General features: G+C 74.6%; 23 protein-coding genes. 7 read left to right on the top strand and 16 right to left on the bottom strand.

The window, feature by feature from the left end:
* Positions 1-10 precede the first annotated feature (10 nt).
* Positions 11-889, top strand: a complete 879-nt coding sequence (locus tag LQ327_RS04515) for a 1,4-dihydroxy-2-naphthoate polyprenyltransferase (protein ID WP_230730335.1) — start codon at positions 11-13, stop codon at positions 887-889.
* Positions 890-893: 4 nt separating this feature from the next.
* Here the strand turns inward: LQ327_RS04515 and LQ327_RS04520 are convergent, their stop codons facing one another.
* Entirely contained in the window at positions 894-1334 is a 441-nt protein-coding gene (locus tag LQ327_RS04520) for a DUF4229 domain-containing protein (protein WP_230730336.1), read from the bottom strand.
* A 224-nt stretch (positions 1335-1558) separates the two neighbouring features.
* Between LQ327_RS04520 and LQ327_RS04525 the strand changes: the two genes are divergently transcribed.
* The 5 genes from LQ327_RS04525 to LQ327_RS04545 all read left to right on the top strand — a co-directional run bounded on the left by LQ327_RS04525 (position 1559) and on the right by LQ327_RS04545 (position 4438).
* Complete coding sequence (locus tag LQ327_RS04525) at positions 1559-1762, top strand: BldC family transcriptional regulator (RefSeq protein ID WP_230730337.1); 204 nt, start codon at positions 1559-1561, stop codon at positions 1760-1762.
* 192 nt (positions 1763-1954) lie between these two features.
* Positions 1955-2218, top strand: a complete 264-nt coding sequence (locus tag LQ327_RS04530; RefSeq protein ID WP_230730338.1) for a hypothetical protein — start codon at positions 1955-1957, stop codon at positions 2216-2218.
* A 140-nt stretch (positions 2219-2358) separates the two neighbouring features.
* Positions 2359-3267, top strand: coding sequence for a TIGR04222 domain-containing membrane protein (locus tag LQ327_RS04535; RefSeq protein WP_230730339.1), 909 nt, complete (start codon positions 2359-2361; stop codon positions 3265-3267).
* Complete coding sequence (locus tag LQ327_RS04540; protein WP_230730340.1) at positions 3264-4109, top strand: MbnB/TglH/ChrH family RiPP precursor modification enzyme; 846 nt, start codon at positions 3264-3266, stop codon at positions 4107-4109. The genes LQ327_RS04535 and LQ327_RS04540 overlap by 4 nt, the downstream gene beginning before the upstream one ends.
* Positions 4106-4438, top strand: a complete 333-nt coding sequence (locus LQ327_RS04545; protein WP_230730341.1) for an SCO6045 C-terminal-like domain-containing protein — start codon at positions 4106-4108, stop codon at positions 4436-4438. Before LQ327_RS04540 ends, LQ327_RS04545 begins: the two co-directional genes overlap by 4 nt.
* Before the next feature lie 85 nt (positions 4439-4523).
* On the opposite strand, the gene LQ327_RS04550 is transcribed toward LQ327_RS04545, so the two are convergent.
* The 7 genes from LQ327_RS04550 to hemL all read right to left on the bottom strand — a co-directional run bounded on the left by LQ327_RS04550 (position 4524) and on the right by hemL (position 12931).
* Positions 4524-6167, bottom strand: coding sequence for an AAA family ATPase (locus LQ327_RS04550; protein WP_372460599.1), 1644 nt, complete (start codon positions 6165-6167; stop codon positions 4524-4526).
* Positions 6168-6569: 402 nt separating this feature from the next.
* A complete protein-coding gene (ccsB, locus tag LQ327_RS04555) occupies positions 6570-7610 on the bottom strand; it encodes a c-type cytochrome biogenesis protein CcsB (RefSeq protein ID WP_230730342.1) in 1041 nt (346 codons plus the stop codon).
* Positions 7607-9316 carry a cytochrome c biogenesis protein ResB gene (locus LQ327_RS04560; RefSeq protein ID WP_230730343.1) on the bottom strand — a complete coding sequence of 570 codons (1710 nt, stop codon included), beginning with the start codon at positions 9314-9316 and terminating at the stop codon, positions 7607-7609. Before LQ327_RS04560 ends, ccsB begins: the two co-directional genes overlap by 4 nt.
* A 6-nt stretch (positions 9317-9322) precedes the next feature.
* Positions 9323-10195 (bottom strand): cytochrome c biogenesis CcdA family protein, encoded by an 873-nt coding sequence (locus LQ327_RS04565; RefSeq protein ID WP_230730344.1) that lies wholly within the window; start codon positions 10193-10195, stop codon positions 9323-9325.
* A 131-nt stretch (positions 10196-10326) separates the two neighbouring features.
* The gene (locus LQ327_RS04570; protein WP_269069134.1) at positions 10327-10953 is read right to left on the bottom strand and encodes a TlpA disulfide reductase family protein; all 627 of its coding nucleotides are present in this window, start codon (positions 10951-10953) and stop codon (positions 10327-10329) included.
* Positions 10950-11576, bottom strand: a complete 627-nt coding sequence (locus LQ327_RS04575) for a histidine phosphatase family protein (protein ID WP_230733024.1) — start codon at positions 11574-11576, stop codon at positions 10950-10952. The genes LQ327_RS04570 and LQ327_RS04575 overlap by 4 nt, the downstream gene beginning before the upstream one ends.
* A gap of 20 nt (positions 11577-11596) precedes the next feature.
* Entirely contained in the window at positions 11597-12931 is a 1335-nt protein-coding gene (gene hemL, locus LQ327_RS04580) for a glutamate-1-semialdehyde 2,1-aminomutase (protein WP_230730346.1), read from the bottom strand.
* Positions 12932-13172: 241 nt separating this feature from the next.
* Here hemL and LQ327_RS04585 point away from each other — a divergent pair, with 241 nt between their 5' ends.
* Complete coding sequence (locus LQ327_RS04585) at positions 13173-13691, top strand: DUF3761 domain-containing protein (protein ID WP_230730347.1); 519 nt, start codon at positions 13173-13175, stop codon at positions 13689-13691.
* 90 nt (positions 13692-13781) lie between these two features.
* Here the strand turns inward: LQ327_RS04585 and LQ327_RS04590 are convergent, their stop codons facing one another.
* The 8 genes from LQ327_RS04590 to LQ327_RS04625 form a co-directional block, all read right to left on the bottom strand.
* Entirely contained in the window at positions 13782-14027 is a 246-nt protein-coding gene (locus tag LQ327_RS04590; RefSeq protein ID WP_230730348.1) for a hypothetical protein, read from the bottom strand.
* Positions 14024-14515 carry a transport-regulating membrane protein Mce1N gene (gene mce1N, locus LQ327_RS04595; RefSeq protein ID WP_230730349.1) on the bottom strand — a complete coding sequence of 164 codons (492 nt, stop codon included), beginning with the start codon at positions 14513-14515 and terminating at the stop codon, positions 14024-14026. The genes LQ327_RS04590 and mce1N overlap by 4 nt, the downstream gene beginning before the upstream one ends.
* Positions 14512-14925: a hypothetical protein gene (locus LQ327_RS04600; RefSeq protein ID WP_230730350.1), complete on the bottom strand. Its 414-nt coding sequence runs from the start codon at positions 14923-14925 to the stop codon at positions 14512-14514. Before LQ327_RS04600 ends, mce1N begins: the two co-directional genes overlap by 4 nt.
* A gap of 31 nt (positions 14926-14956) precedes the next feature.
* Positions 14957-15931, bottom strand: a complete 975-nt coding sequence (hemB, locus tag LQ327_RS04605; RefSeq protein ID WP_230730351.1) for a porphobilinogen synthase — start codon at positions 15929-15931, stop codon at positions 14957-14959.
* Positions 15932-16005: 74 nt separating this feature from the next.
* On the bottom strand, positions 16006-17631 hold the full coding sequence (locus LQ327_RS04610) for a bifunctional uroporphyrinogen-III C-methyltransferase/uroporphyrinogen-III synthase (protein WP_230730352.1): 1626 nt from the start codon (positions 17629-17631) through the stop codon (positions 16006-16008).
* A 51-nt stretch (positions 17632-17682) separates the two neighbouring features.
* On the bottom strand, positions 17683-18609 hold the full coding sequence (gene hemC / locus LQ327_RS04615) for a hydroxymethylbilane synthase (RefSeq protein ID WP_230733032.1): 927 nt from the start codon (positions 18607-18609) through the stop codon (positions 17683-17685).
* Between the two features lie 29 nt (positions 18610-18638).
* A complete protein-coding gene (locus tag LQ327_RS04620; RefSeq protein ID WP_230730353.1) occupies positions 18639-20099 on the bottom strand; it encodes a glutamyl-tRNA reductase in 1461 nt (486 codons plus the stop codon).
* Complete coding sequence (locus LQ327_RS04625) at positions 20096-20848, bottom strand: redox-sensing transcriptional repressor Rex (protein ID WP_308286247.1); 753 nt, start codon at positions 20846-20848, stop codon at positions 20096-20098. The genes LQ327_RS04620 and LQ327_RS04625 overlap by 4 nt, the downstream gene beginning before the upstream one ends.
* Positions 20849-20880 lie beyond the last annotated feature (32 nt).

Here is a 20880-nt window from a genome sequence, read left to right on the forward strand (position 1 = left end):
CTCCCTGCACATGGCCACCGTGGCGGAATGGGTCGAGGGCGCGCGGCCCCGCACGCTCCCCAACGCGATCGCCCCCGTCGTCGCCGGCACCGGCGCGGCCGCCAGCGGGGACGCCGTGAGCCCCGTGGCGGCCGTCCTCGCGCTGCTCGTCGCGGTCGGGATGGTCGTCGGCGTCAACTTCGCCAACGACTACTCCGACGGCGTCCGCGGCACCGACGACGAACGGGTCGGCCCGATGCGCCTCGTCGGATCCCGCGCGGCGACCCCGGGCGCGGTGCGGAAGGCGGCCTTCGTCTCGCTCGGGATCGGGGCGCTGGCCGGGATCGCGCTGCTCGCGGTGAGCGGCGCCTGGTGGCTGCTGCTGGTGGGCCTGATCTGCCTGGCCGGCGCGTGGTTCTACACCGGCGGGTCGAGCCCCTACGGCTACCGCGGCATGGGCGAGATCGCGGTGTTCCTGTTCTTCGGCCCGGTCGCGGTGCTCGGCACCGAGTACACCCAGTCCGGCCGGGTGAGCGGGCTCGGGATCGGGACGTCGATCGGGATCGGGCTGCTCTCCTGCGCCGTGCTCGTCGCCAACAACCTGCGCGACGTCCCCTCGGACGCCCTCGTCGGTAAACGGACCTTGGCCGTCCTGCTCGGCGAGCGCGACACCCGGGTGCTCTACGCGGCCCTCGTCGTCATCCCGCTGGGCATGAGCCTGGTGCTGAGCCTCCGCGCCCCGTGGGCGTTGCTGGGGCTGCTCGCACTGGTGGTGCTGATCCCCGCGCTGCGCCGGGTCCTCGGTGGGGCGCGGGGGACGTCGCTGATCCCGGTGCTGCGCGACACCGGGGTGGCGCTGCTCGTCTGGGCCGTCGGTACGGCGATCGGTCTGGCCCTGGTGGTGGGCTAGCCGGTCAGTCCTCCGGCGCCGGCCGGTCCGCCGGCGGCGGGGCGTCGCCGCGCAGCTCGGCTCGCAGCCGCTCCTTCTGCGCGCGGCGGGTGGCGGTGGCGGCCGCGAGCTCCCGGTTGAGCCGGGTGCGCAGCGGCCGGAAGAGCACCAGCGAGAGCGGCAGGGCCACCACCAGCGCGATGAGGAGCGCGATCAGCAGCGGCAGTCCGACGAGCATCAGGACACCGGCGATGACCGCGACGAGCACCACGCGCGCGGCGACGTAGACGGTGATGGCGAGCGCGAGCGAGCGGCCGTTCCCGGGCTCGGGCGCGGGCGGCGGCGCGTCGGGTCCGGGCGACCGCGCGTCAGCTCCGGGCGACCGCGCGTCCGCTCCGGCCGATGACGCGGTGGCTTCGGACGACGGCGCTCCGGAGCCGGTCGACGGGGATCCAGCGGGTTCCACGGAGCCCAGGGTAGGCGCCCGGTCACGAGCCCCGACACGACCCGATCGTCCGATTCCTGCCTTTATGAACCTTTTACCTCCGCACTAGCGTTCGAGTACGTGAGGGGTCCGGTGTCACGATTCGACCCAGAACGTCTGCTCCGCCCCGCGTCGCGGCCTCACCGACCACGCGCCCGGCGACAGAGTCCCTCGTAGTCGGGCCATCGGGCCCGAGGAGGTGCCGCATGACCGTCGCACCCGAAGCGACCGAGCGTCTCATGACCCCCGGTGAAGTCGCCGCAATGTTCCGCGTCGACCCGAAGACCGTCACCCGCTGGGCGGCAGCCGGCCGCATCGGCTCGATCCGTACGCCGGGCGGGCACCGCCGCTTCCGCGAGTCCGAGGTGCGCACCCTGCTCGACGGTCTCACCAGCGAGGCTCACGACTAGCGCTCATCACGACGAGGACCCGGCCGCGGCACCCGCGGCCGGGTCCTTTTCGTCGTTTCGGTCCGTTCGCCGTCACGGGCCGTCCACCCGGCGGACCTCGGTCGATCGATCCCCGGACACCTCCTTCGCCGGGTAGCGTGGGCCGGGCGAGCGATCGGCCGCCCCCATGGGCGTCCGGAGGAGGTGCGTGCCGTGCTGCTTTTCGTCGTCGCAGTGATGGTTCTGGTGGCGGTCGGAGTGCTGCTCTGGAAGGCCGTGTCCGCTCAGGCCCTCACCACGGGCTCGAGCACCTCCGAGGACGAGGCGCCGACCGGTCCCACGCGCACCCCCGGCGCCGGTCGCCCCCGCCGGACGCGCCCGATCGCCCCGGACGACGACCCGGAGTTCCTCCGCAGCCTCGACGAGCAGGTCAAGCGCGGACGGATCGACGGCCAGGACCCGTCGTCCGGCACCTGAGTCTCACGCTCCGCTTCTGACGCCTCCCTCGGACTACTCCATCGGAGTGGTTCGCTCTTGCTCTGGCCAGGCCTGACCGGCGATCGTTTCACTCATCGTGATGACCATTCGGTCGTCCTCGTGCGAAACGGACGACCGCCGTGACTCCCACCTGGGGCATCTCCGGCCCGCTGTTCCTGCTGGTCTGGATCCCGCTCGCGATCGTCACGCTGCTGCTTCCGCGCCTGGTCCTGGTCGCGGCGCGACGGGGTCCGACCGCGCCACCGGACCGGACGCTGAGCCCCGAGCAGCTCGGTGCCCTGGCCGGCGGCCCCGACCGGGCGGTCGCGGCGAGCGTCGCGGGACTCGTCGAGAACGGTCGGCTGCGGGTCGACGACGAGCGCCGGTTGTGCGCCGTCGTCGCCGACGGTCGCCCCGCCCCCGAGGACGACCCGGCGCTGTCCGACCTCGACGTCGCGGTCCTGCACAGTGCCGAGTCCCCGACCTCGGGCCGGCAGGTCCTCGGCGCGATCGACCCCTGGTTCCGGGCACGGGATCTCGATGAGCAGCTCGTCGCGCGCGGGCTGCTCCGCGATCCGGCACAGATGCGCTCCCGCGCCCGCCGGGCGTGGATTCCGTTCGGGCTCGTCGTCGTCCTCGCCCTCGCCCGGCTCGCCGCCGGCCTCGGGCACGGAGCGTCCATCGGGTTCCTCGGGACCGTCCTGGTGATCGCCGTGATCCTGGCGCTGTGGGCCCGGCCGAAGTCCCATCGCGTGGTCACCCCGGCGGGCCGGGCGACGCTCGCCGCCGCGCGCGAGTCCGCGGGCCGGCCGGTGTCGGCCGCAGCCGGTCACCGGACCGCGCTCGTCGTCGGGGCCGGGGTCCTCGTCGCCCTCGGTGGGCTCGCCGCGTTCCCGGACCCGGCGACGGCGGCGCTCCTGGTCCCACCGGCCTTCTCCGGCGGCGGTTCCGACGGTGGGTTCGACGGCGGGTCGTCCTGCGGCTCGTCGTGCGGTTCCTCCTGCGGCGGCGGCTCGTCCTGCGGCGGGGGCGGAGGGTGCGGCGGATGACCGCGGGCCCGGACGGCGTCGGGATCGGCTGGCGTCCCGGCATCGACCGCACCGTCGAGCGCCTGGTCGCCTCCGAGGCGGCGTCGTTCGTCGAGGTCGTCGCCGAGGACGTCCACCCGGCGTCGCCACCCGCCTCGCTGGGGCGGCTGCGGGCGGCAGGGGTCACCGTCGTGCCGCACGCGGTCTCGCTGTCGCTCGGCGGCGCGGAGCCGCTGCGCACCGACCGCGTAGACCATCTGGCGGCGGTCGCGACGGCGCTCGACGCCCCGCTGGTGAGCGACCACGTGTGCTTCGTGCGCGCGGGGGGCCTGGAGTCCGGGCACCTGCTGCCGGTGCCACGCACCCGGGACGCCCTCGACGTGCTGGTGGCCAACGTCACCGAGGCGGCCACGCGGCTGCCGGTGCCGCTCGCGCTGGAGAACATCGCGGCTCTGCTCGACTGGCCGGACGCCGAGATGGGCGAGGGCGCGTTCCTGGCCGAGCTGTGTGAGCGCACCGGGGTCCGGCTCGTGCTCGACGTCGCCAACCTGCACGCCTGCGCGGTGAACCTCGGCCGGGACCCGGCCCGCGTGCTCGACGACCTGCCGCTGGAACGGGTGGCCTACGTCCACGCCGCGGGCGGGATCACCTCGCCCGACGGGCTCTACCACGACACCCACGCCCACCCGCTCACCGAACCGGTCCTCGAGCTGCTCGCCGACCTGGTGGGGCGGGCCGCGTCGTGCGGGACGCGGCCCGCGGTGATGCTCGAGCGCGACGACCGCTTCCCGTCGGACGCGGACCTGGCCGCCGAGCTCGGGCTGTTGCGGCGGGCGCACGGGCGGGTCGGGGCCGTGGGATGAGCACCGTCGACGCGCGGGCCGACCTGGCGGCGCGGCAGGCGGCGCTGCTGGCGGCGCTCGTCGGGGCCGGGCCGGTGCCCGACGGGTTCGACGCCGGCCAGGTGCGCGCGGAGGCCGGGGCGTTGCGGGCCAAGCGGGTCCGCGTGCTCGTCCGGATCGTGGCGGCGATGCTCGACGACGCGCGCGAACCGGTCCCCGCCGACCTGTCCGCGCGCCTGCGGGACTGGGTCATCGAGCACCCCCGCCGCACGGGCACCGGCTTCCACGACGACGCCCGGGCGTTCCTCGCGACCCGCCGTCGTCGGCGTCGGTGGCGCCGGTCGGCCTGACGGGTGCGGCTCCGTTGTCAGCGATGCGGCGTTGCTGACGTCGAGCGTCAGCGATGCCGCATCGCTGACATCGGCACGGGGGCGGTCAGCGCGGACCGATGCGGACGCGGGACCCGGCCCGCGGGAAGTCGTCGGCCACGACCGCGGCCAGCTCGAGCATCGCGGTCCGCGTCCGGGGCGCGAGCTTCTCCAGTTCGATCTCCGCGCCCTCGTCGAGGTGCGGGTCGAACGGCAGCCGGGCCACGGTGCGGCAGCGCGCCGCGAAGTGCTCCGCGACCCGGTCGAGATCGACGCCGCCCGAGGAGCGCCGCACGTAGTTGATCACGGCGGTCGAGCGGGCCACGAGGTCGCCGTAGCCGTGCGCGTCCAGCCAGTCGAGGGTCGCCGAGGCGCTGCGCGCACCGTCGATGGAGGACGAGGACACGACGACGAGCGAGTCCGCGACATCGAGTACCCCGCGCATGGCCGAGTGCATGAGTCCGGTCCCGCAGTCGGTGAGCACGATGTTGTAGAAGTGCTCGAGCAGGTCCACCGCGCGCCGGTAGTCGAGCTCGCTGAACGCCTCCGAGACCGCCGGGTCCTGCTCGCTCGCGAGGACCTCGAGCCGCGACGGGCCCTGCGAGGTGTACGCCCGCACGTCGGAGTACCGCCGGACCAGCGCGGCGTCGCGCAGCAGGTGGCGCACCGTCGCCGTCGTCTCCACCGGCACCTTCTCGGCGAGGGTGCCCCGGTCGGGGTTGGCGTCGACGGCGACGACCCGGTCCCCGCGCAGCGACGCGAACGTCGCGCCGAGGGCCGCCGTCGTCGTGGTCTTCCCGACGCCGCCCTTCAGGCTCAGCATCGCGATCTTGTAGCAGCCCTGCAGCGGCTGGTTGACCCGCGCGACGAGCGCCCGGCGCGCGGTGTCGGCCTCGCTCTCGCCGGGGTTCACGACGCCGCCGCTCGCGACGTAGACCGCCCGCCGCCAGCCCGTGCGCGGCACCGGCCTGGCGGGGCGCAGCAGTTGCGCGGACGAGAGGTCGGACATCGCAGGCGGGCCGAACGACGGCGCGACGGTCGCGATCTCCGACGACGGCGGGTGCGGGTCGGCACCCTCGTCGGGGCGGGTCTCCCCGGCGCGCGGCTCGGCGGCCGGGAAGGGGGCCGGGAAGGGGGCCGACGCCGGCTGGGAGGAGTGGCCCTGGGCTGCTGCCGGCTGGGGGCCCGCCGGCTGGGACGTCGCCGGCTGGGGGCCCGCCGGTTGGGACGTCGCCGGCTGGGGGCCCGCCGGCTGGGACGAGCCGGGTGGTGCGGCCGGACCGTGGGAGGACAGGGACCGTGCCGACGACGGCAGCCGCGTCGAGGACGTGGTGCTCCGTCCGTCGGAGGAGGCCGGCCGGCGGACGTCGCCCCGCGCCGCGCCGGCGGTGTCGACCTGCCGGGTCGTCTCGGCGGCGAGGTCCTCCTCCGACGCGGAACCGCCGCTCGGCTCCGTGCCCGCGGCCGAGGCGGCACCGTTCGCCTGCGTCGGGCCGGCACTTGTCGGGCCCGCACTCGTCGCGCCCGCAGGCGTCGGATCGATGCCCGGCCCCGACGACATCGCGGAGCCCGCACCCGTCGTCGTCGCCTGCTCCGTGCCCGTGGTGGGGTGCTCCGGCGTCGGGGTCGACCCGTTCGCCGTCCCGCCCTCACCCGGGCCCGACTCGTCCTCGCGGCCATCCATCGTCGGCGCGTTCCCCTCCGTCGTCACCGGCGCCTGGTCGGCCCGCGGCCTCGGGGGCGCCGACCGGCCGCACGACCGTATCCGCCCGGGACGAACAGGACGAGCCGATCGGCCGATCTACTCCGGATCTCGGTCCGGACACGCCGCCCGACCGATGATCACCGGGCCTGTGTTGCAGCCGTGGAGATCCACGACAGCCACCCGGGCCCGTTGATCACGAGCTGGGCCACCACGAGATCACCGGGCACCTGGCGGGCCGGCGGATCTCCGATCAGCCCCGCACGTGCCCGATGATCACCAGCGACCGGACCCGCCGAGGCCGAGCGAGGCGCTCAGCGGGCCCCGCCCATGATCACCGGGACTTCACAGCGCCAGTGGATCTCCGGCGACGACCACATGGTCCCGGTGACCATGAACTGGGCGACCGGCTCAGCCCACCCCGGCGTACGAGTGCAGGCCGGTGACGACGAGGTTGACGAAGAACAGGTTGAACGACATCACCGCGAAGCCGACGACGTTCACCGCCGCCGCCTTGCGACCGCGCCACCCCGCCGTCGAGCGCGCGTGCAGGTAGCCCGCGTAGACGACCCACGCGATGAACGCCGTCGTCTCCTTCGGGTCCCAGCCCCAGTACCGACCCCATGCCGCCTCGGCCCAGATGGCGCCGGCGATGACGGCGAACGTCCAGATCGGGAAGGCGACGGCGGTGGCGCGGTAGGCGACGCGGTCGAGCACCGCGGCGCCGGGCAGCTTGGCGGTCCAGGCCATGCGGCCGTTCGAGTCGTGGACGCTGCGCAACAGGTAGAGCACGCTGGCCACGCCGGCGAAGAGCAGGATCCCGGAGGAGATCACCGCGGCCGTCACGTGGATGGCGAGCCAGTACGAGTGCAGCGCCGGCACGACCGGTGCCGTCTGCGTGTAGAGCACCGTGCCGCCGAGCATCATCAGCACGATCACCGGCAGGAGCACGAACACGCCGAGTCGACGCAGCTCCGGGCGCCGGAAGAGCACGACCAGCCAGGCGAGCACCCCGACGAGCGTCACCGCCGCGACGAACTCGTACATGTTGCCCCACGGCGGGCGGTCGGCGGCCACGCCCCGCACCACGAGCATCGCGATGTGCAGGCCCAGGCCCAGCACCGTCAGCGAGACGCCCATCCGCCCGAACCGCTCCGACGCGGGCCGCGGCGGGCGGCCGTCGCGCGTCCGGGGGCCGGCCGGGGCGGGGTCGTCGCCGGCGGCGTCGTCACCGGCAGCGGGGTCGTCCGGCACCACCGTGGTCGTGCCGGGCTCGTCGCCACCACCGGCGCCCACGGCCGCCGGCACCGCGGCGGGTACTGCCTCCGCCGACGCGACCCGGCGCAGCATGCCGTGCTCCACGGCGTGCAGGAGCATCGCGAGAATGTAGACCGCGAGCGCCGAGTAGAACAGCACGTCGCCGAAGTCGCCCAGCGGGGCGTCGACGTTCATCCGCTACCTCCGTGGTCGCCCGGGCCGGCCTCGTCGGGGTCGGTCCGGGGTGGGGTCTCGTGCCTGCTGGTGGGCCGGTCGGGCAGCAGGTCCGTCCGGAGCCGGTCGAACTCCTCGCCGTACCCGGCCTGGTCGGTGCGGGCGAGGCCACCGAGCTCCACGCTCGACCCCGCCGCCACCGTACGACCGTCTGTCGTAGACCGCGCGCCCGGGGCCGTCGGTGTGGCCCGCACCCAGAACCGGCGCCGCTTGACCGTCAGGGACAACGTGATGCCCACGAGCAGCGCGATCGCCGCGACGAGGACCGCGTCCTGCGCCGGATCGTGCGAGACCTGCAGCCTCACCCACTGCTTGACGGCGTCGAACCGGATCGTCGTCCCGTCGTCGAGGGTGAGCGACTGACCCGGGACCAGGTTCTGGCGGTCCACCCGCACGAGCCGGCCCTGGTCGACCATCGACTGGTCGATCCCGAAGATCGACTGCCCCTTCCCGGAGTCCAGCCCCAGGTCGCCGCGGTAGACGTCGGCGGCCACCTCCGGAGCGGTCAGCGCGGGGTAGGTGGAGGTCACCACGCCCCCGCCGCTGGAGGTCGGCGCGAAGAGGCCGGTGATGGCGAGCTGGGTACGACGACGGGTGGCGTCGTCGGTGACTCCGGGCCGGTCGAACTTCGTGGCGCCCTGGGAGAGGAACGTCGACGGGTTGACGGGCTCCCACTGGATGGCCTGCGTGCGCTGCTGGCCGTCGGGGAAGGTCACGGTGAACTGCGGCGCGTAGCCGTGGTCGATCAGGTACACCCGCTCACCGTCGAAGCGCAGCGGATCGTTGACCTGGATGGTCGCCGGAGTCGGCGCGGCCCCGTCCGCGATCTGCGCCGCGTCGGAGTACCGGACGTCGGCCCGGTAGGATTCGGGGGCTCCGTCGGGCCGGTACTGCGCGTCGAAGCGGTCGACGTCGAGGCAGAACGGGTCGAGGTTCGTGCCGTCCACCTGCAGGCCGGGCCGGAACGTGTCGTAGGAGAGGATCCCGGAGTTGCAGAACTCCGAGCCGTCGGCCATGACGATGACGTCGCCCTCATAGCCGAAGAGCTTCCCGACCGCGATCCCGATGAGCAGCGCCAGCAGGCTCATGTGGAAGACGAGGTTGCCGACCTCGCGCAGCGCGCCCCGCTCCGCCGAGACCGTCCGCACCCCGTCGGGCTCCTCGCGGACGTCGAGCTTCCAGCCCCGGAGCCGACGGCGGGTGTCGGCGACGACGTCGTCGGGCGAACGCGGATCCGTGCCCGCGGCGTGGTGCGGCAGCCGCGAGAGGTTGCGCGGGACGGCGACGGTGCGGGCCCGCAGGCCCTGGATCTGCTCCCAGGTGCGCGGGACGAGGCAGCCGACCAGCGAGATGAACAGCAGCAGGTAGACCGCCGAGAACCACGGCGTCGAGAAGAGGTTGAAGATGCCGATCTTGTCGAGGAGCGGCGCGAGCGTGGGGTGGGCGGTGAAGTAGTCCTGCACCGCCTGCGGGCTCGGGCCGCGCTGCGGCAGGAACGCCCCGGGCAGCGCGGCGAGCGCGAGCAGGAACAGCAGGATCAGCGCCGTGCGCATGCTCGTCAGCCCGCGCCAGGTGTTGCGAGCGAGGGCGAGCAGGTCGCGCCACCAGCGACGGCCGGCGGGCGGCTCGGGGGACTCGTCGGGCGGCGACTTCAGTGTCTGTGTCATCAGCGGCTACAGCGGGGTCGAGAAGCCCGCGACGGGCTCCCGGAGCAGGGTCACGATCTCGGCCCACAGGCCGGTGGCCAGCGCGAGGCCGACGACGACGAGCAGCACGCCACCGGCGATCTGGATGCCGCGGACGTGGGTGCGCAGCCACGCCTGGGCCCGCACCGCCCGGCCGGCGCCGAGCGCGATCAGCACGAACGGCAGGCCCAGCCCGGCGCAGTAGGCGAGCACCAGCAGCCCGCCGCGCCACGCCCCGGTGCCCGCGCCGGTCCCGGAGGCCAGCGCGATGACGCCGGTGAGGGTCGGGCCGAGGCACGGGGTCCAGCCGAGGCCGAACGTGGCGCCGAGCAGCGGAGCCCCGGCGATCCCCATCCGCGGCACCCAGTGCGGGCGGGTGTCGCGCTGCAGGGCGGGCACCAGGCCCAGGAACACCAGGCCCATCGCGACGGTGACGACGCCCCCGAGACGCTGCAGCAGCGACTCGTTCTCGATCAGCGCGTCGGCCGCCCACACGATCGCGCCGAGCCCGAGCACGAAGACCACCGTGAAGCCGAGCACGAACAGCGCCGCCGCCCCGGCGAGCCGCAGCCGGCCGCGGGGTGCCCGCGGCGGGAGCGTGGCGGTGGCGAGCCCGGTCCCCGTGGTCGGCTCGGCGGGAGTGTTCGCGGTGACAGCGGCGCGGCGCTCGGCCCGCTGGGCGGCGGCCTCCTCGGCGGTGACCGCGGGAGCAGTGGCCCCGACGAGCCCGGCGAGGTAGGCGAGGTAGCCCGGGACGAGCGGCACGACGCACGGCGACGCGAAGCTCACGAGGCCCGCGGCGAGGGAGAGCACGAGCGCCAGCAGCACGGGACCCGAGGTCACCGTCTGGGTCAGGTCCATGCGGACTCGCAGTACCGGGCGTTCATGTCGCGCCCCAGGGTAGGGCGGGGGCGTCCTGGCCGCGTGAGGGCGGGGGACTTCGTCCTACGGGATGTCGTAGGTCACGCCCGCGGCCCGCCGTTCCGAGCGGGTCAGGCCGGCGCGGGAGCCGGCTCCGCCGCGATCCGGTCGACCACGGGCTGCAGATCGCTCGCCAGCACCGAGGTGAGGAACACCGCCGCCACCCGGTGCTGCCGGTCGAGCACGATCGTCGACGGCACCGCGTTGCGCGGGTAGCCGGAGAGCACGAGCAGCGACCGGCCCGGCGGGTCGAAGATCGACGGGTAGGTGATCGCCCGGCTGCGGACGAAGTCGGAGGCGGCGTCGCGGTCGTCGCGCACGTCGACCCCGAGGAACTGCACCCCACGCGGCGCGGCCTCGGTCGCGACCTGCTCGAGACCGGGCGCCTCGCCGCGGCACGGCCCGCACCACGAGCCCCAGATGTTCACCACGACGACCTTGCCCTTGAAGTCCGCGCTCGATACCTGCTGGCCCGCCTGGAGCAGCGAGTCCCCGGACACCGGGGCGAGCGGACGACGCTGCGCCTCCGGATAGGTGATCTGGGTCTGCCCGCCGGGCGCGACGAACGTGAACCCGCCGCCGTCCGACGACCCCGACGAGCACCCCGCCAGCAGCGCCAGCCCGACGACGGCGAGCACCGCGGCCAGCTGCAGCGCCACGGGTCGAGCTGTGCCGCGCCTCGTTCCCCGCCGCCTCATGCGCCGGTCGCCGAGGGGTCGGAGGTGCCCGACGGCTCGGTGTAGCCGATGTCGACCAGCGACTCGTCGTCGAACACCAGCGTGGTCACCGAGCCGAGCGCGCACTGGCGCTGCGTCGGGTTGTGCCAGAGCCGCTGCCCGGCGAGGAAGCGGCGCAGCGTCCAGATCGGCAGCTGGTGCGACACGCACACCGCCTCGTGGCCCGCGGCGGCCGCCCGCGCCCGGTGCGCCGCGCCGAGCATGCGGTGCGCGATCTCCAGGTACGGCTCGCCCCACGACGGGCGGAACGGGTTACGCAGGAGCGGCCAGAACTCGGGACGGCGCAGCGCACCGTCGCCGACGCCGACGTGCTCGCCCTCGAAGGCGTTGGCCGCCTCGATGAGCCGGTCGTCGGTGACGGGCTCGACGCCGAGCTTCTCCGCGATCGGCACCGCGGTCTCCTGCGCCCGCTGCATCGGCGAGACGAGCAGTGCCGTGACGTCGTTGGACGCGAGGTGCTCGGCGACCCGACGGGCCTGCTCCCGGCCCGTCTCGGAGAGCCCGTAGCCGGGGAGGCGCCCGTAGAGGATCTTCTCCGGGTTGTGGACCTCGCCGTGCCGGACGAGGTGGACCACCGTCCGCACGGGTTCGATGCCGCCGCCCGTCACTGCTCCTCCGGCGGGGTCGCGGCGGCCGCCGCCGCGGCGGCGTGCGGCAGCGCGTCGGCGATGACGCCGAACGCGTCCTCGTCGAGGGCGGCGGAGACGAAGCACGACTCGAACACGCTCGGCGGGAAGTACACGCCCCGGTCGAGCAACGCGTGGAAGAACGGCGGGAACCGCCAGGTCTCGGCGTCGCGCATGTCGTCGTAGTCCCGGCCGGCTCCGACGGCGAACCGGATCGAGACGAGCGAGCCGGCCCGCTGGATCGTGTGCTCGACCCCGGCCTGCGTCAGCGCCGAGGAGATCAGGCCGTGCAGCCGGTCGGCCGCCGCATCGAGGGCGGTGTAGACGTCGTCGGTCGCGTGCTGCAGCGTCGTCAGGCCCGCCGCGACCGCGACCGGGTTCCCGGCGAGCGTCCCTGCCTGGTAGACGGGTCCGGCCGGCGCGAGGTGGGCCATGACGTCCGCGCGGCCGCCGAACGCCGCCGCGGGCAGCCCGCCGGACATCACCTTGCCGAAGCAGTACAGGTCGCCGGCCACGCCCTCGAGGCCGTACCAGCCGGCGGGCGAGACGCGGAAGCCGGTCATCACCTCGTCGACGACCAGCAGCGCGCCGTGTGCGGCGCACAGCCGCTTGAGCCCGGCGTTGAACCCGTCGTCGGGAGCGACCGCGCCCATGTTCCCGGCGGCGGCCTCGGTGATCACGCAGGCGATCTCGGTGCCGCGCTCGGCGAAGACGGCGGCGACGGCGTCCAGGTCGTTGTAGGGCAGCACGACGGTGTCGGTGGCCTGCGCACCGGTGACACCGGGGCTCGACGGCAGCCCGAAGGTCGCGACGCCGCTGCCCGCCTCGGCGAGCAGCGAGTCGACGTGACCGTGGTAGCAGCCGGCGAACTTCACGACGACGCTGCGGCCGGTGAAGCCGCGCGCCAGCCGGATGGCGCTCATCGTCGCCTCGGTGCCCGAATTGACGAGCCGGACCTGCTCGACCGGCTCGACCCGCCGGACGATCTCCTCGGCCAGCGCGACCTCGCCCTCGGCCGGGGTCCCGAAGCTCAGCCCGTGGGTCGCCGCCTCGCGGACCGCCTCGACGACGGCGGGATGCGCGTGCCCGAGGATCATCGGTCCCCAGGAGCTGACGAGGTCGACGTAGCGGTTGCCGTCGGCGTCGGTCAGCCACGCGCCCTGCGCCGAGGACATGAACCGCGGCGTCCCGCCGACCGAGCGGAAGGCGCGCACCGGGGAGTTGACGCCGCCGGGGACGACCGCCTCGGCGCGCGCGAAGAGCTCAGCCGAGCGGGCGACCGGCCCGGCTGCCGTTGTGGGAGCGCTGCTCACGTCCCCATCCTCCCAGGCCGACCGGTGTGACCGTCGTCCGCCGGGGGTCCGACGGTGTGGCGTTCCGTGGTGATCGCAGGACCACTCGGGCGTGCGAGGCCCGCCGTTCGGCCGAGCGGGTGACGCGTGTAACACACATGTATCGCTCAGCGCTTCCACCACCGTCACACATCGACGCGGGGGAGACATCATGGCGCGCAGCGTCCGTCCGGCAGACCACGACACCGACCGAAAGGTCCTCGTGACTGCAACGTCCGATGCAGCGGCGGCCCGGCGCTCCGGCCGGTGGGCGCGCATCGGCATCTGCATCGCCGGGCTCGGCCTGCTCACCGGCGTCGCCGCGTGCACCCCGACGACGGAGGTCCCGACCTCGTCGAGCAGTTCCGTCCCCGTCGTGGCCCCGACGACCACCACCACGCCGTACGGCTCGTCGACCTACGGTTCGTCCACCTACGGCTCGTCCAGCTCCGGGTCCTCCACGTACGGGTCCTCGACCTACAGCTCGTCGGGGTCCTACGACTCGAGCTCGTCGTCGGGATCGTCCTCGTCCAGCTCGTCGTCGGGCGACTCCTCGAGCTCGTCGGGCGCCTCCGGCAGCCCCTACGCCGGGACCTACACCAACTCGGACGGCCAGCAGGTCGAGCGCCCCGACGCGAACAGCTCGGGCGCGACCGCGCGCTGCAAGGACGGCACCGACAGTCACTCGAAGCACAAGTCCGGGACGTGCTCCGGCCACGGCGGCGTCTCGGAGTGGCTCTGACACCGGAAGTCTGGTGGCGCAACCGAGTCACGCTGACTCGGTTGCACCACCGAGTTCAGGGTCGGCGACGGGGCACGACGGCCCAGCGACCTAGGAGGCCCGCTCCGACCGCGCCGAGCGCCACCGCGCGACCGCGTCGATCCCGCACACCAGCGCCGCGGTGACCAGCGCGACGCCCCCGCTCACCCAGCCGCCCCGCACCTGGGTCAGCGGCACCGGGGCCACGAGCAGCCCGCCCGTGGACGGTGAGGTGTCGACCCCGTGCAGCAGGCAGACCACCCCGCCGGCGAGGAGCAGCACGGCGATCACCGCGGTCACCACCGCGCGCCGGCTCACGCGCCCTCCACCGGCGCCGCGGTGCGTTCCGCGAGCACCCGGGAGAGCGCCGCGTGCAGCCCGTCGGCGTCCCGCGCCCAGGCCGCCCGGCGGCTCCCGTCGTCCAGGGTCACGACGACGACGCCGAGGTGACGCGGCACCGACGGGTGCCCGCCCAGGGGGCGGATGCCGTAGCGGCCGCTGCCGTCGGCCGGGCGGGCGCCGACGATGCTCGCCGTCCCGACCGCCTCGTCGCCCTGCGTCAACGTCGCGGGCGTGAGCCGGACCCCGAGCAACCGTCGGCGCGTCCGGACGATGAGCGCGATCGGCAGGAGCAGCAGGACCCCGATCGCGATCCAGGCCCACGGCGTCGCCCCGCCGGGCGCGAGGCGGTCGAGCAGCAGACCACCGCCCCCCACGACCGGGCCGATCAGCAGCGGCCACCACGGCGCGCCGGCCTCGGCGAAGAGCACCTCGTCGTCGGGCACGGGAGCCGTCGCGCCCGTCACGAGAAGTAGGACCGGGCCGCGGGCACGTGCAGCAGCAGGGCGGCCACGGCGAACGCCACGAAGTAGACACCGCCCACGCCGAGGAACGTCAGCTGGACGAGCCCGGCGACGGCGAGCACGACGCCGATCCCGGTCAGCGCCGCGCGGGCCGGGCGCGACCCGAGGCGTAGCGCCCGCGTGGCCACCAGGGTCCCCGCACCGGCGATGACCAGCACGATCGCCGTCAGGACCAGCGAGCCCTTCCCGGTGTTCGGGTCGGTGATGCCGACGGCGGTCGCGATCGCGAAGAGCAGCCCGGTCAGCACGAGCAGCACCCCGAGCACGCCCCACAGCCAGATCGCGGCGGTCACCACCCGGGGGCGGCCGGGCTCCTCCCGGGGAGGGGTCACCTCGCGCACGACGTCGTTCATGCCCGGTCCAACGACCCGGGCACCCGAATGGTCATCGGTCCAACCGGCCGGCCAGCTCGGTGGCCCAGTAGGTGAGGACGATGTCCGCCCCGGCGCGCCGGATGCCGGTGATCGTCTCGAGGATGGTGCGCTCGCGGTCGATCCAGCCCCGCTCGGCGGCGGCGGAGATCATCGCGTACTCCCCGGAGACCTGGTAGGCGGCGACCGGCACCTCGGAGACCTCCGCGACCGAGCGCAGCACGTCGAGGTAGCCCATGGCCGGCTTGACCATGACCATGTCGGCACCCTCGGCGAGATCCAGCGTGGCCTCCCGCAGCGCCTCGCGGGCGTTCGCCGGGTCCTGCTGGTAGGTGCGGCGGTCCCCCTTGAGCTGGGAGTCCACCGCCTCGCGGAACGGGCCGTAGAAGGCGCTCGCGTACTTCGCGGAGTAGGCGAGGATCGCGGTGTCGGCGTGCGCGGCGGCGTCGAGGGCCTCCCGGATGCGCCCGACCTGGCCGTCCATCATCCCGCTGGGGGCGACGACGTGGGCGCCGGCCTCGGCCTGGGCGACCGCCATGTCCGCGTAGATCTCCAGGGTGGCGTCGTTGTCGACCGACCCGTCCGCGGCGAGCACGCCGCAGTGCCCGTGGTCGGTGAACTCGTCCAGGCAGGTGTCCGCCATGACCGGCAGCGCGTCGCCGACCTCCTCGCGGACCTCGCGGAGCCCGACGTTGAGGATGCCGTCCGGGTCGACCGCGCCGGAGCCGGTCGCGTCGTGCCGCGCGGGGACGCCGAACAGCATGATCCCGCCGAGCCCGGCCCCGGCGGCCTCGGCGGCCGCCTTGCGCAGGGTCTCGCGGGTGTGCTGGACGACGCCGGGCATCGACGAGATCGGCTTCGGCGCGTCGAGGCCCTCGGCGACGAACACCGGCAGCACGAGGTGGCGCGGGCGGACGTCCGTCTCGGCGACGAGACGCCGGAGCGCCGGGGTGGTGCGCAGCCGGCGGGGCCGGTCGGTGGGAAACATGGCTTTGTCCTTCGGACTTGTGCGTGCGTTTCCGTGCTCCAGCACGGAAACGCACGCACGAGGCGTCAGCCGAACTACCGCTTGCGGGCCTTGGTCTTGCGGGGCGGGGGCAGCGCGCCCTCGGCCCGCAGCTTGTTCGCGTGCGCGGCGAGCGCCTCGACCAGCGCCGGGACCTCGGCGAGGTCGGGACGGACGTCCACGCGCAGGCCGAACTCGACCGCGGTCTCGGCGGTCTTCGGCCCGATGCACGCCACGATGGTGCGCGCGTGCGGCTTGCCGGCGATACCCACGAGGTTCCGGACCGTGGACGACGAGGTGAAGCACACCGCGTCGAACCCGCCGGTCTTGATCGCCTCGCGGGTCGGGGCGGGCGGCGGCGCCGCGCGCACCGTCCGGTACGCGGTGACGTCGTCGATCTCCCAGCCGCGCGCCTGCAGGCCCTCGGCGAGGGTCTCGGTGGCGATGTCGGCGCGGGGCAGCAGGACGCGGTCGACCGGGTCGAGGACGTCGTCGTGCGGCGGGAAGATGTCGAGCAGGCCCTCCGAGGACTGCTCGGTCTGCTCGGTGGGGACCAGCTCCGGGTGCACGCCGAACGCGCGGATCGCCGAGGCGGTGGCCTCGCCGACGCACGCGATCTTCACGCCGGAGAACGCACGGGCGTCGAGCCCGAACTCCTGGAACTTCTCCCACACCGCGCGCACGGCGTTCTGCGAGGTGAAGACGACCCACTGGTAGCGCCCGTCGACCAGACCCTTGACCGCGCGCTCCATCTGCGCGGGCGAGCGGGGCGGCTCGACGGCGATCGTCGGGACCTCCTCCGGGACCGCCCCGTGGACCCGCAGCCGGTCGCTCATCGCGCCGGCCTGGTCCTTGGTGCGCGGCACCAGCACGCGCCACCCGTAGAGCGCCCGGGACTCCCACCAGGAGAGCGCGGCGCGGTCGCCCGCGGCGTCGCCGACAGTGACCGTCAGCGGGCCCTCGAGCTCGGTGCCGTCGGTGGCCAGCTTCTCGACCGACGACGTGACGGTCTTCTGCTTCGACTCGGTGCCCTGCGAGGTGAGCAGCGCGGGCGTCTCGGGCTTCCAGCCGTTCTCGACGAGCGACGCCGAGGTCGACGCGAGGTCGGCGGCGGTCGCGGTGAGCACGAGCGGCCCGGGTGCGACGGCGAGGGTGGTCCAGTCGAGGCCGTGGCGGACGTCGGCGGCGGTGTGCGCCGAGCCCAGCGCGACCCCGGCGTAGGCCGGGACGGCGGTGCTGGCCGGCATGCCGGGGACGACGTCGAACGGCACCGCGGCGGCCGCGACGGCGCGCACCTCGGTGATCACGGACTCGCGGGTCAGCGGGTCGCCCTCGACGAGACGGACGACCGACGCGCCGTCACACGCCTGGGACGCCAGGTGCTCGGCGAGCGCCGAGGGGTCCTCGGGGAGCGCCTCGGCGATCTCCACCCCGTCCGCCAGGGACCCGTCGGGGTCGGCGAGCGGGGAGACCTCGGTGCCGCCGCCGGGGTGGCGCACGGTGACGGGGCGGGGAGCCTCCGCGAGCAGCGCGATCACGTCGTCGGGCACGCCCGGGTCCGCCACGACGTAGGTCGCGGACGCCAGCGCCTCGCGGGCGCGCACGGTCAGCAGCCCGGGGTCGCCGGGCCCGCTGCCGACGAAGGCGACTCGGCCGGCGGTGGTGGAGGGGGGTGCGGTCATGTCCTGTCTCGTCCCATCGTTTTTCTCTCCTTGCGACGGTGCGGCCGGCGCCTAGGCGCCTTCGGCGCCGCGCGGCTGCGCCCCGTCGACGAGCAGCTCGGCGGCCAGGGACCGCCCGATCTGCTCAGCGTCCTTCGTCTCTCCCGTGGCCGAGTTGCGCACCAGCGCCCCGTCGGCCGTCGTGGCGAACGCCCGCAGAGACAACCTCTCCACGATGCGTCCGTCGTCGTCCAGATCCTCGACGATGTCGGCGAGTGCACCGATCGCTGCGGCGCACGGTGACCCGAGCTCCTTCAGCACGGCGCGTTCGGCGGTGACCGCCGCGGCCGTCGACTCGTCGTGCAGCGTCGCGGCGAGGAATGTTTCGAGCTCGGTGTCGGCGACGCGGCACTCCACCGCGAGCGCCCCCTGGGCGGGGGCGGGCAGCATCTGCAGCGGGTCGAGCACCTCGGTGGCCTCGCCGGCACGGCCGATCCGTGCGAGCCCGGCCCGCGCGAGGATCACCCCGTCGACCTCGCCCTCGGTGACCTTGCGGATCCGCGTCTCCACGTTGCCCCGGATCCCGACGACCTCGAGGCCGAGACCCAGCGCGCGCAGCTGCGCCTCGCGCCGCGGCGACCCGGTCCCCACGACGGCGCCCGGGGGCAGCTGGCCGAGGACCATCTGGTCGCGCGCCACGAGGACGTCGCGGGGGTCGGCGCGCTCCGGGACCGCGGCGAGCACGATGCCGGGCAGACCCGCCGTCGGGAGGTCCTTGTAGGAGTGCACCGCGACGTCGATGCGGTCCTCGAGCAGTGCCTCGCGCAGCGCCGAGGTGAACACCCCGATGCCGGTCTGGGCGATCGGCGTGTTCGCGGCCTGCGAGAGGTCGCCCGACGTCGAGATCTCGACGATCTCCACGGTCGCGCCCTGCGCGATCAGGGCGTCGGCGACCGTCCTCGTCTGCGTCTTCGCCAGCAGGCTCGCCCGGGTGCCGATCCGGATGGGACCCGACGGCGCGGCAGGGCTCACGAGGTTCCTCCCGGCACCCGCAGTGGCGCGTCCGTGCCCTCGGGGGCCGTGCCGCCGAGCATCGGGTTGGCGGCCAGCGCCTGGTCGACCTCGCCGGCCTCGAGCCGGGCCGACTCGGTGGTCTGGGCGTCCTCCGCGGTGATCCCGGAGCCGCTCGGGCCGGAGGCGACCGCGGCGGGGGCCTGCGGGTCGAGCTCGAACAGCTCGCGCAGCGCCTCGGCATAGGTGTCGCCGCCCGGCGACTGGGCGAGCCTCTTCACCTGCACGGTCGGGGTGTGCAGGAGCTTGTCGACGACGCGGCGCACGGTCTTCGCGACCTCGCCGCGCACGTCGGCCTCCAGTCCGGGCAGGCGGCCGTCGAGGCGCAGCAGCTCGGCGTCGACCACCTCGGCGGCCCGGCGGCGCAGGGCGGTGACGGTCGGGGTGACCTCCGCGGAGCGCTGCGCGGCCAGGTAGCCGCGGACCTCCTCGGTCACCACCGCCCGGGTGGCCTCCACGGCCTGGCCCGCGGCAGCGTGCTGCAGCCGCTCGCCGAGGGTGGCCAGGTCGACCAGCGTGACCCCGGCGAGCCCGCCGACCTCGGGGTCGACGTCGCGGGGCAGTCCCAGGTCGCAGACGACGAGCGGGCGGTCGGCACGGGCGCGCCCGGCGCGGACCGCGTCGAGCCCGACGACGGTGCCGACCGCGCCGGTACACACGACGACGAGGTCGGCGGCGCCCATCTCGGTCGAGAGGGCCTCGAGCGGGATCACCCGGGACGGGGTGCCCTCGTCGGCGACGATCTCGGCGAGGCGCTCGGCGCGCTCGGTGGTGCGGTTGGCGACGACGATCTCGCCCACCCCGCGGCGGCGCAGCGCCGCGGCGGCGAGCCCACCCATGGAGCCGGCGCCGACGACGACGGCGCGGCGCCCGGTGAGGCCGCCGCCCAGGGCCTTCTCGGCGTCGTCGAGGGCCTCGGTGACCACGGAGGCGCCGGCGCTGTCGATCCCGGTCTCGGCCTGGGCGCGCTTGCCGACCCGCAGCGCGTGCTGGGCGACCTCGTGCAGCGCGGTCCCGACGGTCCCGAGCTCGCGCGCGGTCGAGTAGGCCGCCCGGAGCTGGCCGAGGATCTGCGCCTCGCCGACGACCATCGAGTCCAGCCCGGCCGCGACCGAGAACAGGTGCTCGACCGCGGACCCGGCGTAGTGCACGTAGAGGTGGTCGCTGAGGTCCGACACGTCGGCCTGGGCGTGGCGGGCGAGGACCCGGGACACCTCGGTGAGGCCGCCGTGGAACGTCTCCACGACCGCGTAGATCTCGATCCGGTTGCACGTCGAGAGCACCACGGCCTCGGAGACGTGCTCACCGGTGATCAGCTCGTCGAGGACCTTGGCGGTGTCCTCGCCGGAGATCGCGACGCGCTCCAGCACCGACACCGGCGCCGTGCGGTGCGACACACCCACGAGCAGCAGACTCATCCGTACACCTTCCCCGTCGCATCGCTCGCGACCCTGTCGTGCCGGCGGGAGACGTGGAACGCGAGGATCTGCATCTCCACCGCCAGGTCGACCTTGCGTACCTCGACTCCGCCCGGCACCGACAGCACCGCCGGCGCGAAGTTGAGGATGCTCTGCACCCCCGCGCCGACCAGCGCGTCGCAGACCTGCTGCGCCGCGGCGGCCGGCGTCGCCACCACCCCGATGGTGACCCCGCGCTCGGCGCAGATCCGGGGGATCTCGGCCACGTCCAGGACCTCCACGCCCGCGATCGTCGTGCCGACCAGGGTCGGGTCGACGTCGAACAGCGCAGTGACGCCGAAGCCCCGGGCCGCGAACCCGCCGTACCCGGCGAGTGCATGTCCCAGGTTCCCCACCCCGACCAGCGCCACGGCGTTCGAGCGCGTGAGCCCGAGCACGGTCTCGACCTGGGCGGTGAGCCGGGAGACGTCGTACCCGACGCCGCGCACCCCCGACGACCCGATGTGCGAGAGGTCCTTGCGCAGCTTCGCGGCGTTCACGCCCGCGGCCGCCGCGAGCACGTCACTGGAGACCGTCGGGACGCCCTCGGCGAGCATGTCGGTGAGGACCCGCAGGTAGACGGCGAGCCGCTCGACGGTGGCCTCCGGCACACGGGCGGTGGCGCGGCGCCCGGCCGGGGTGCCCGACGGGGCCGGGACCTCCGGGGACCCGCCCGTCACGGGGTGCGGTACACCCCCGTCCACCGTCACGCCGGGAGCCTCCTCGTGCCACTGCTGTCGGT

The sequence above is a fragment of the Actinomycetospora endophytica genome (genome assembly GCF_021026375.1).
In the GTDB taxonomy this organism is placed as follows: Bacteria; Actinomycetota; Actinomycetes; order Mycobacteriales; family Pseudonocardiaceae; genus Actinomycetospora; species Actinomycetospora endophytica.

What these genes read in the sequence shown, in the direction of transcription:
- LQ327_RS04570 (WP_269069134.1), bottom strand. Translation starts at nt 10,953, where the DNA reads ATGAGGCGGCGGGGAACGAGGCGCGGCACAGCTCGACCCGTGGCGCTG.
- ccsB (WP_230730342.1), bottom strand. Translation starts at nt 7,610, where the DNA reads ATGAACGTCGACGCCCCGCTGGGCGACTTCGGCGACGTGCTGTTCTAC.
- LQ327_RS04600 (WP_230730350.1), bottom strand. Translation starts at nt 14,925, where the DNA reads ATGAACGACGTCGTGCGCGAGGTGACCCCTCCCCGGGAGGAGCCCGGC.
- LQ327_RS04545 (WP_230730341.1), top strand. Translation starts at nt 4,106, where the DNA reads ATGAGCACCGTCGACGCGCGGGCCGACCTGGCGGCGCGGCAGGCGGCG.
- LQ327_RS04525 (WP_230730337.1), top strand. Translation starts at nt 1,559, where the DNA reads ATGACCGTCGCACCCGAAGCGACCGAGCGTCTCATGACCCCCGGTGAA.
- LQ327_RS04565 (WP_230730344.1), bottom strand. Translation starts at nt 10,195, where the DNA reads ATGGACCTGACCCAGACGGTGACCTCGGGTCCCGTGCTGCTGGCGCTC.
- LQ327_RS04560 (WP_230730343.1), bottom strand. Translation starts at nt 9,316, where the DNA reads ATGACACAGACACTGAAGTCGCCGCCCGACGAGTCCCCCGAGCCGCCC.
- LQ327_RS04515 (WP_230730335.1), top strand. Translation starts at nt 11, where the DNA reads ATGGCCACCGTGGCGGAATGGGTCGAGGGCGCGCGGCCCCGCACGCTC.
- hemB (WP_230730351.1), bottom strand. Translation starts at nt 15,931, where the DNA reads ATGTTTCCCACCGACCGGCCCCGCCGGCTGCGCACCACCCCGGCGCTC.
- LQ327_RS04620 (WP_230730353.1), bottom strand. Translation starts at nt 20,099, where the DNA reads ATGAGTCTGCTGCTCGTGGGTGTGTCGCACCGCACGGCGCCGGTGTCG.
- LQ327_RS04540 (WP_230730340.1), top strand. Translation starts at nt 3,264, where the DNA reads ATGACCGCGGGCCCGGACGGCGTCGGGATCGGCTGGCGTCCCGGCATC.
- LQ327_RS04610 (WP_230730352.1), bottom strand. Translation starts at nt 17,631, where the DNA reads ATGACCGCACCCCCCTCCACCACCGCCGGCCGAGTCGCCTTCGTCGGC.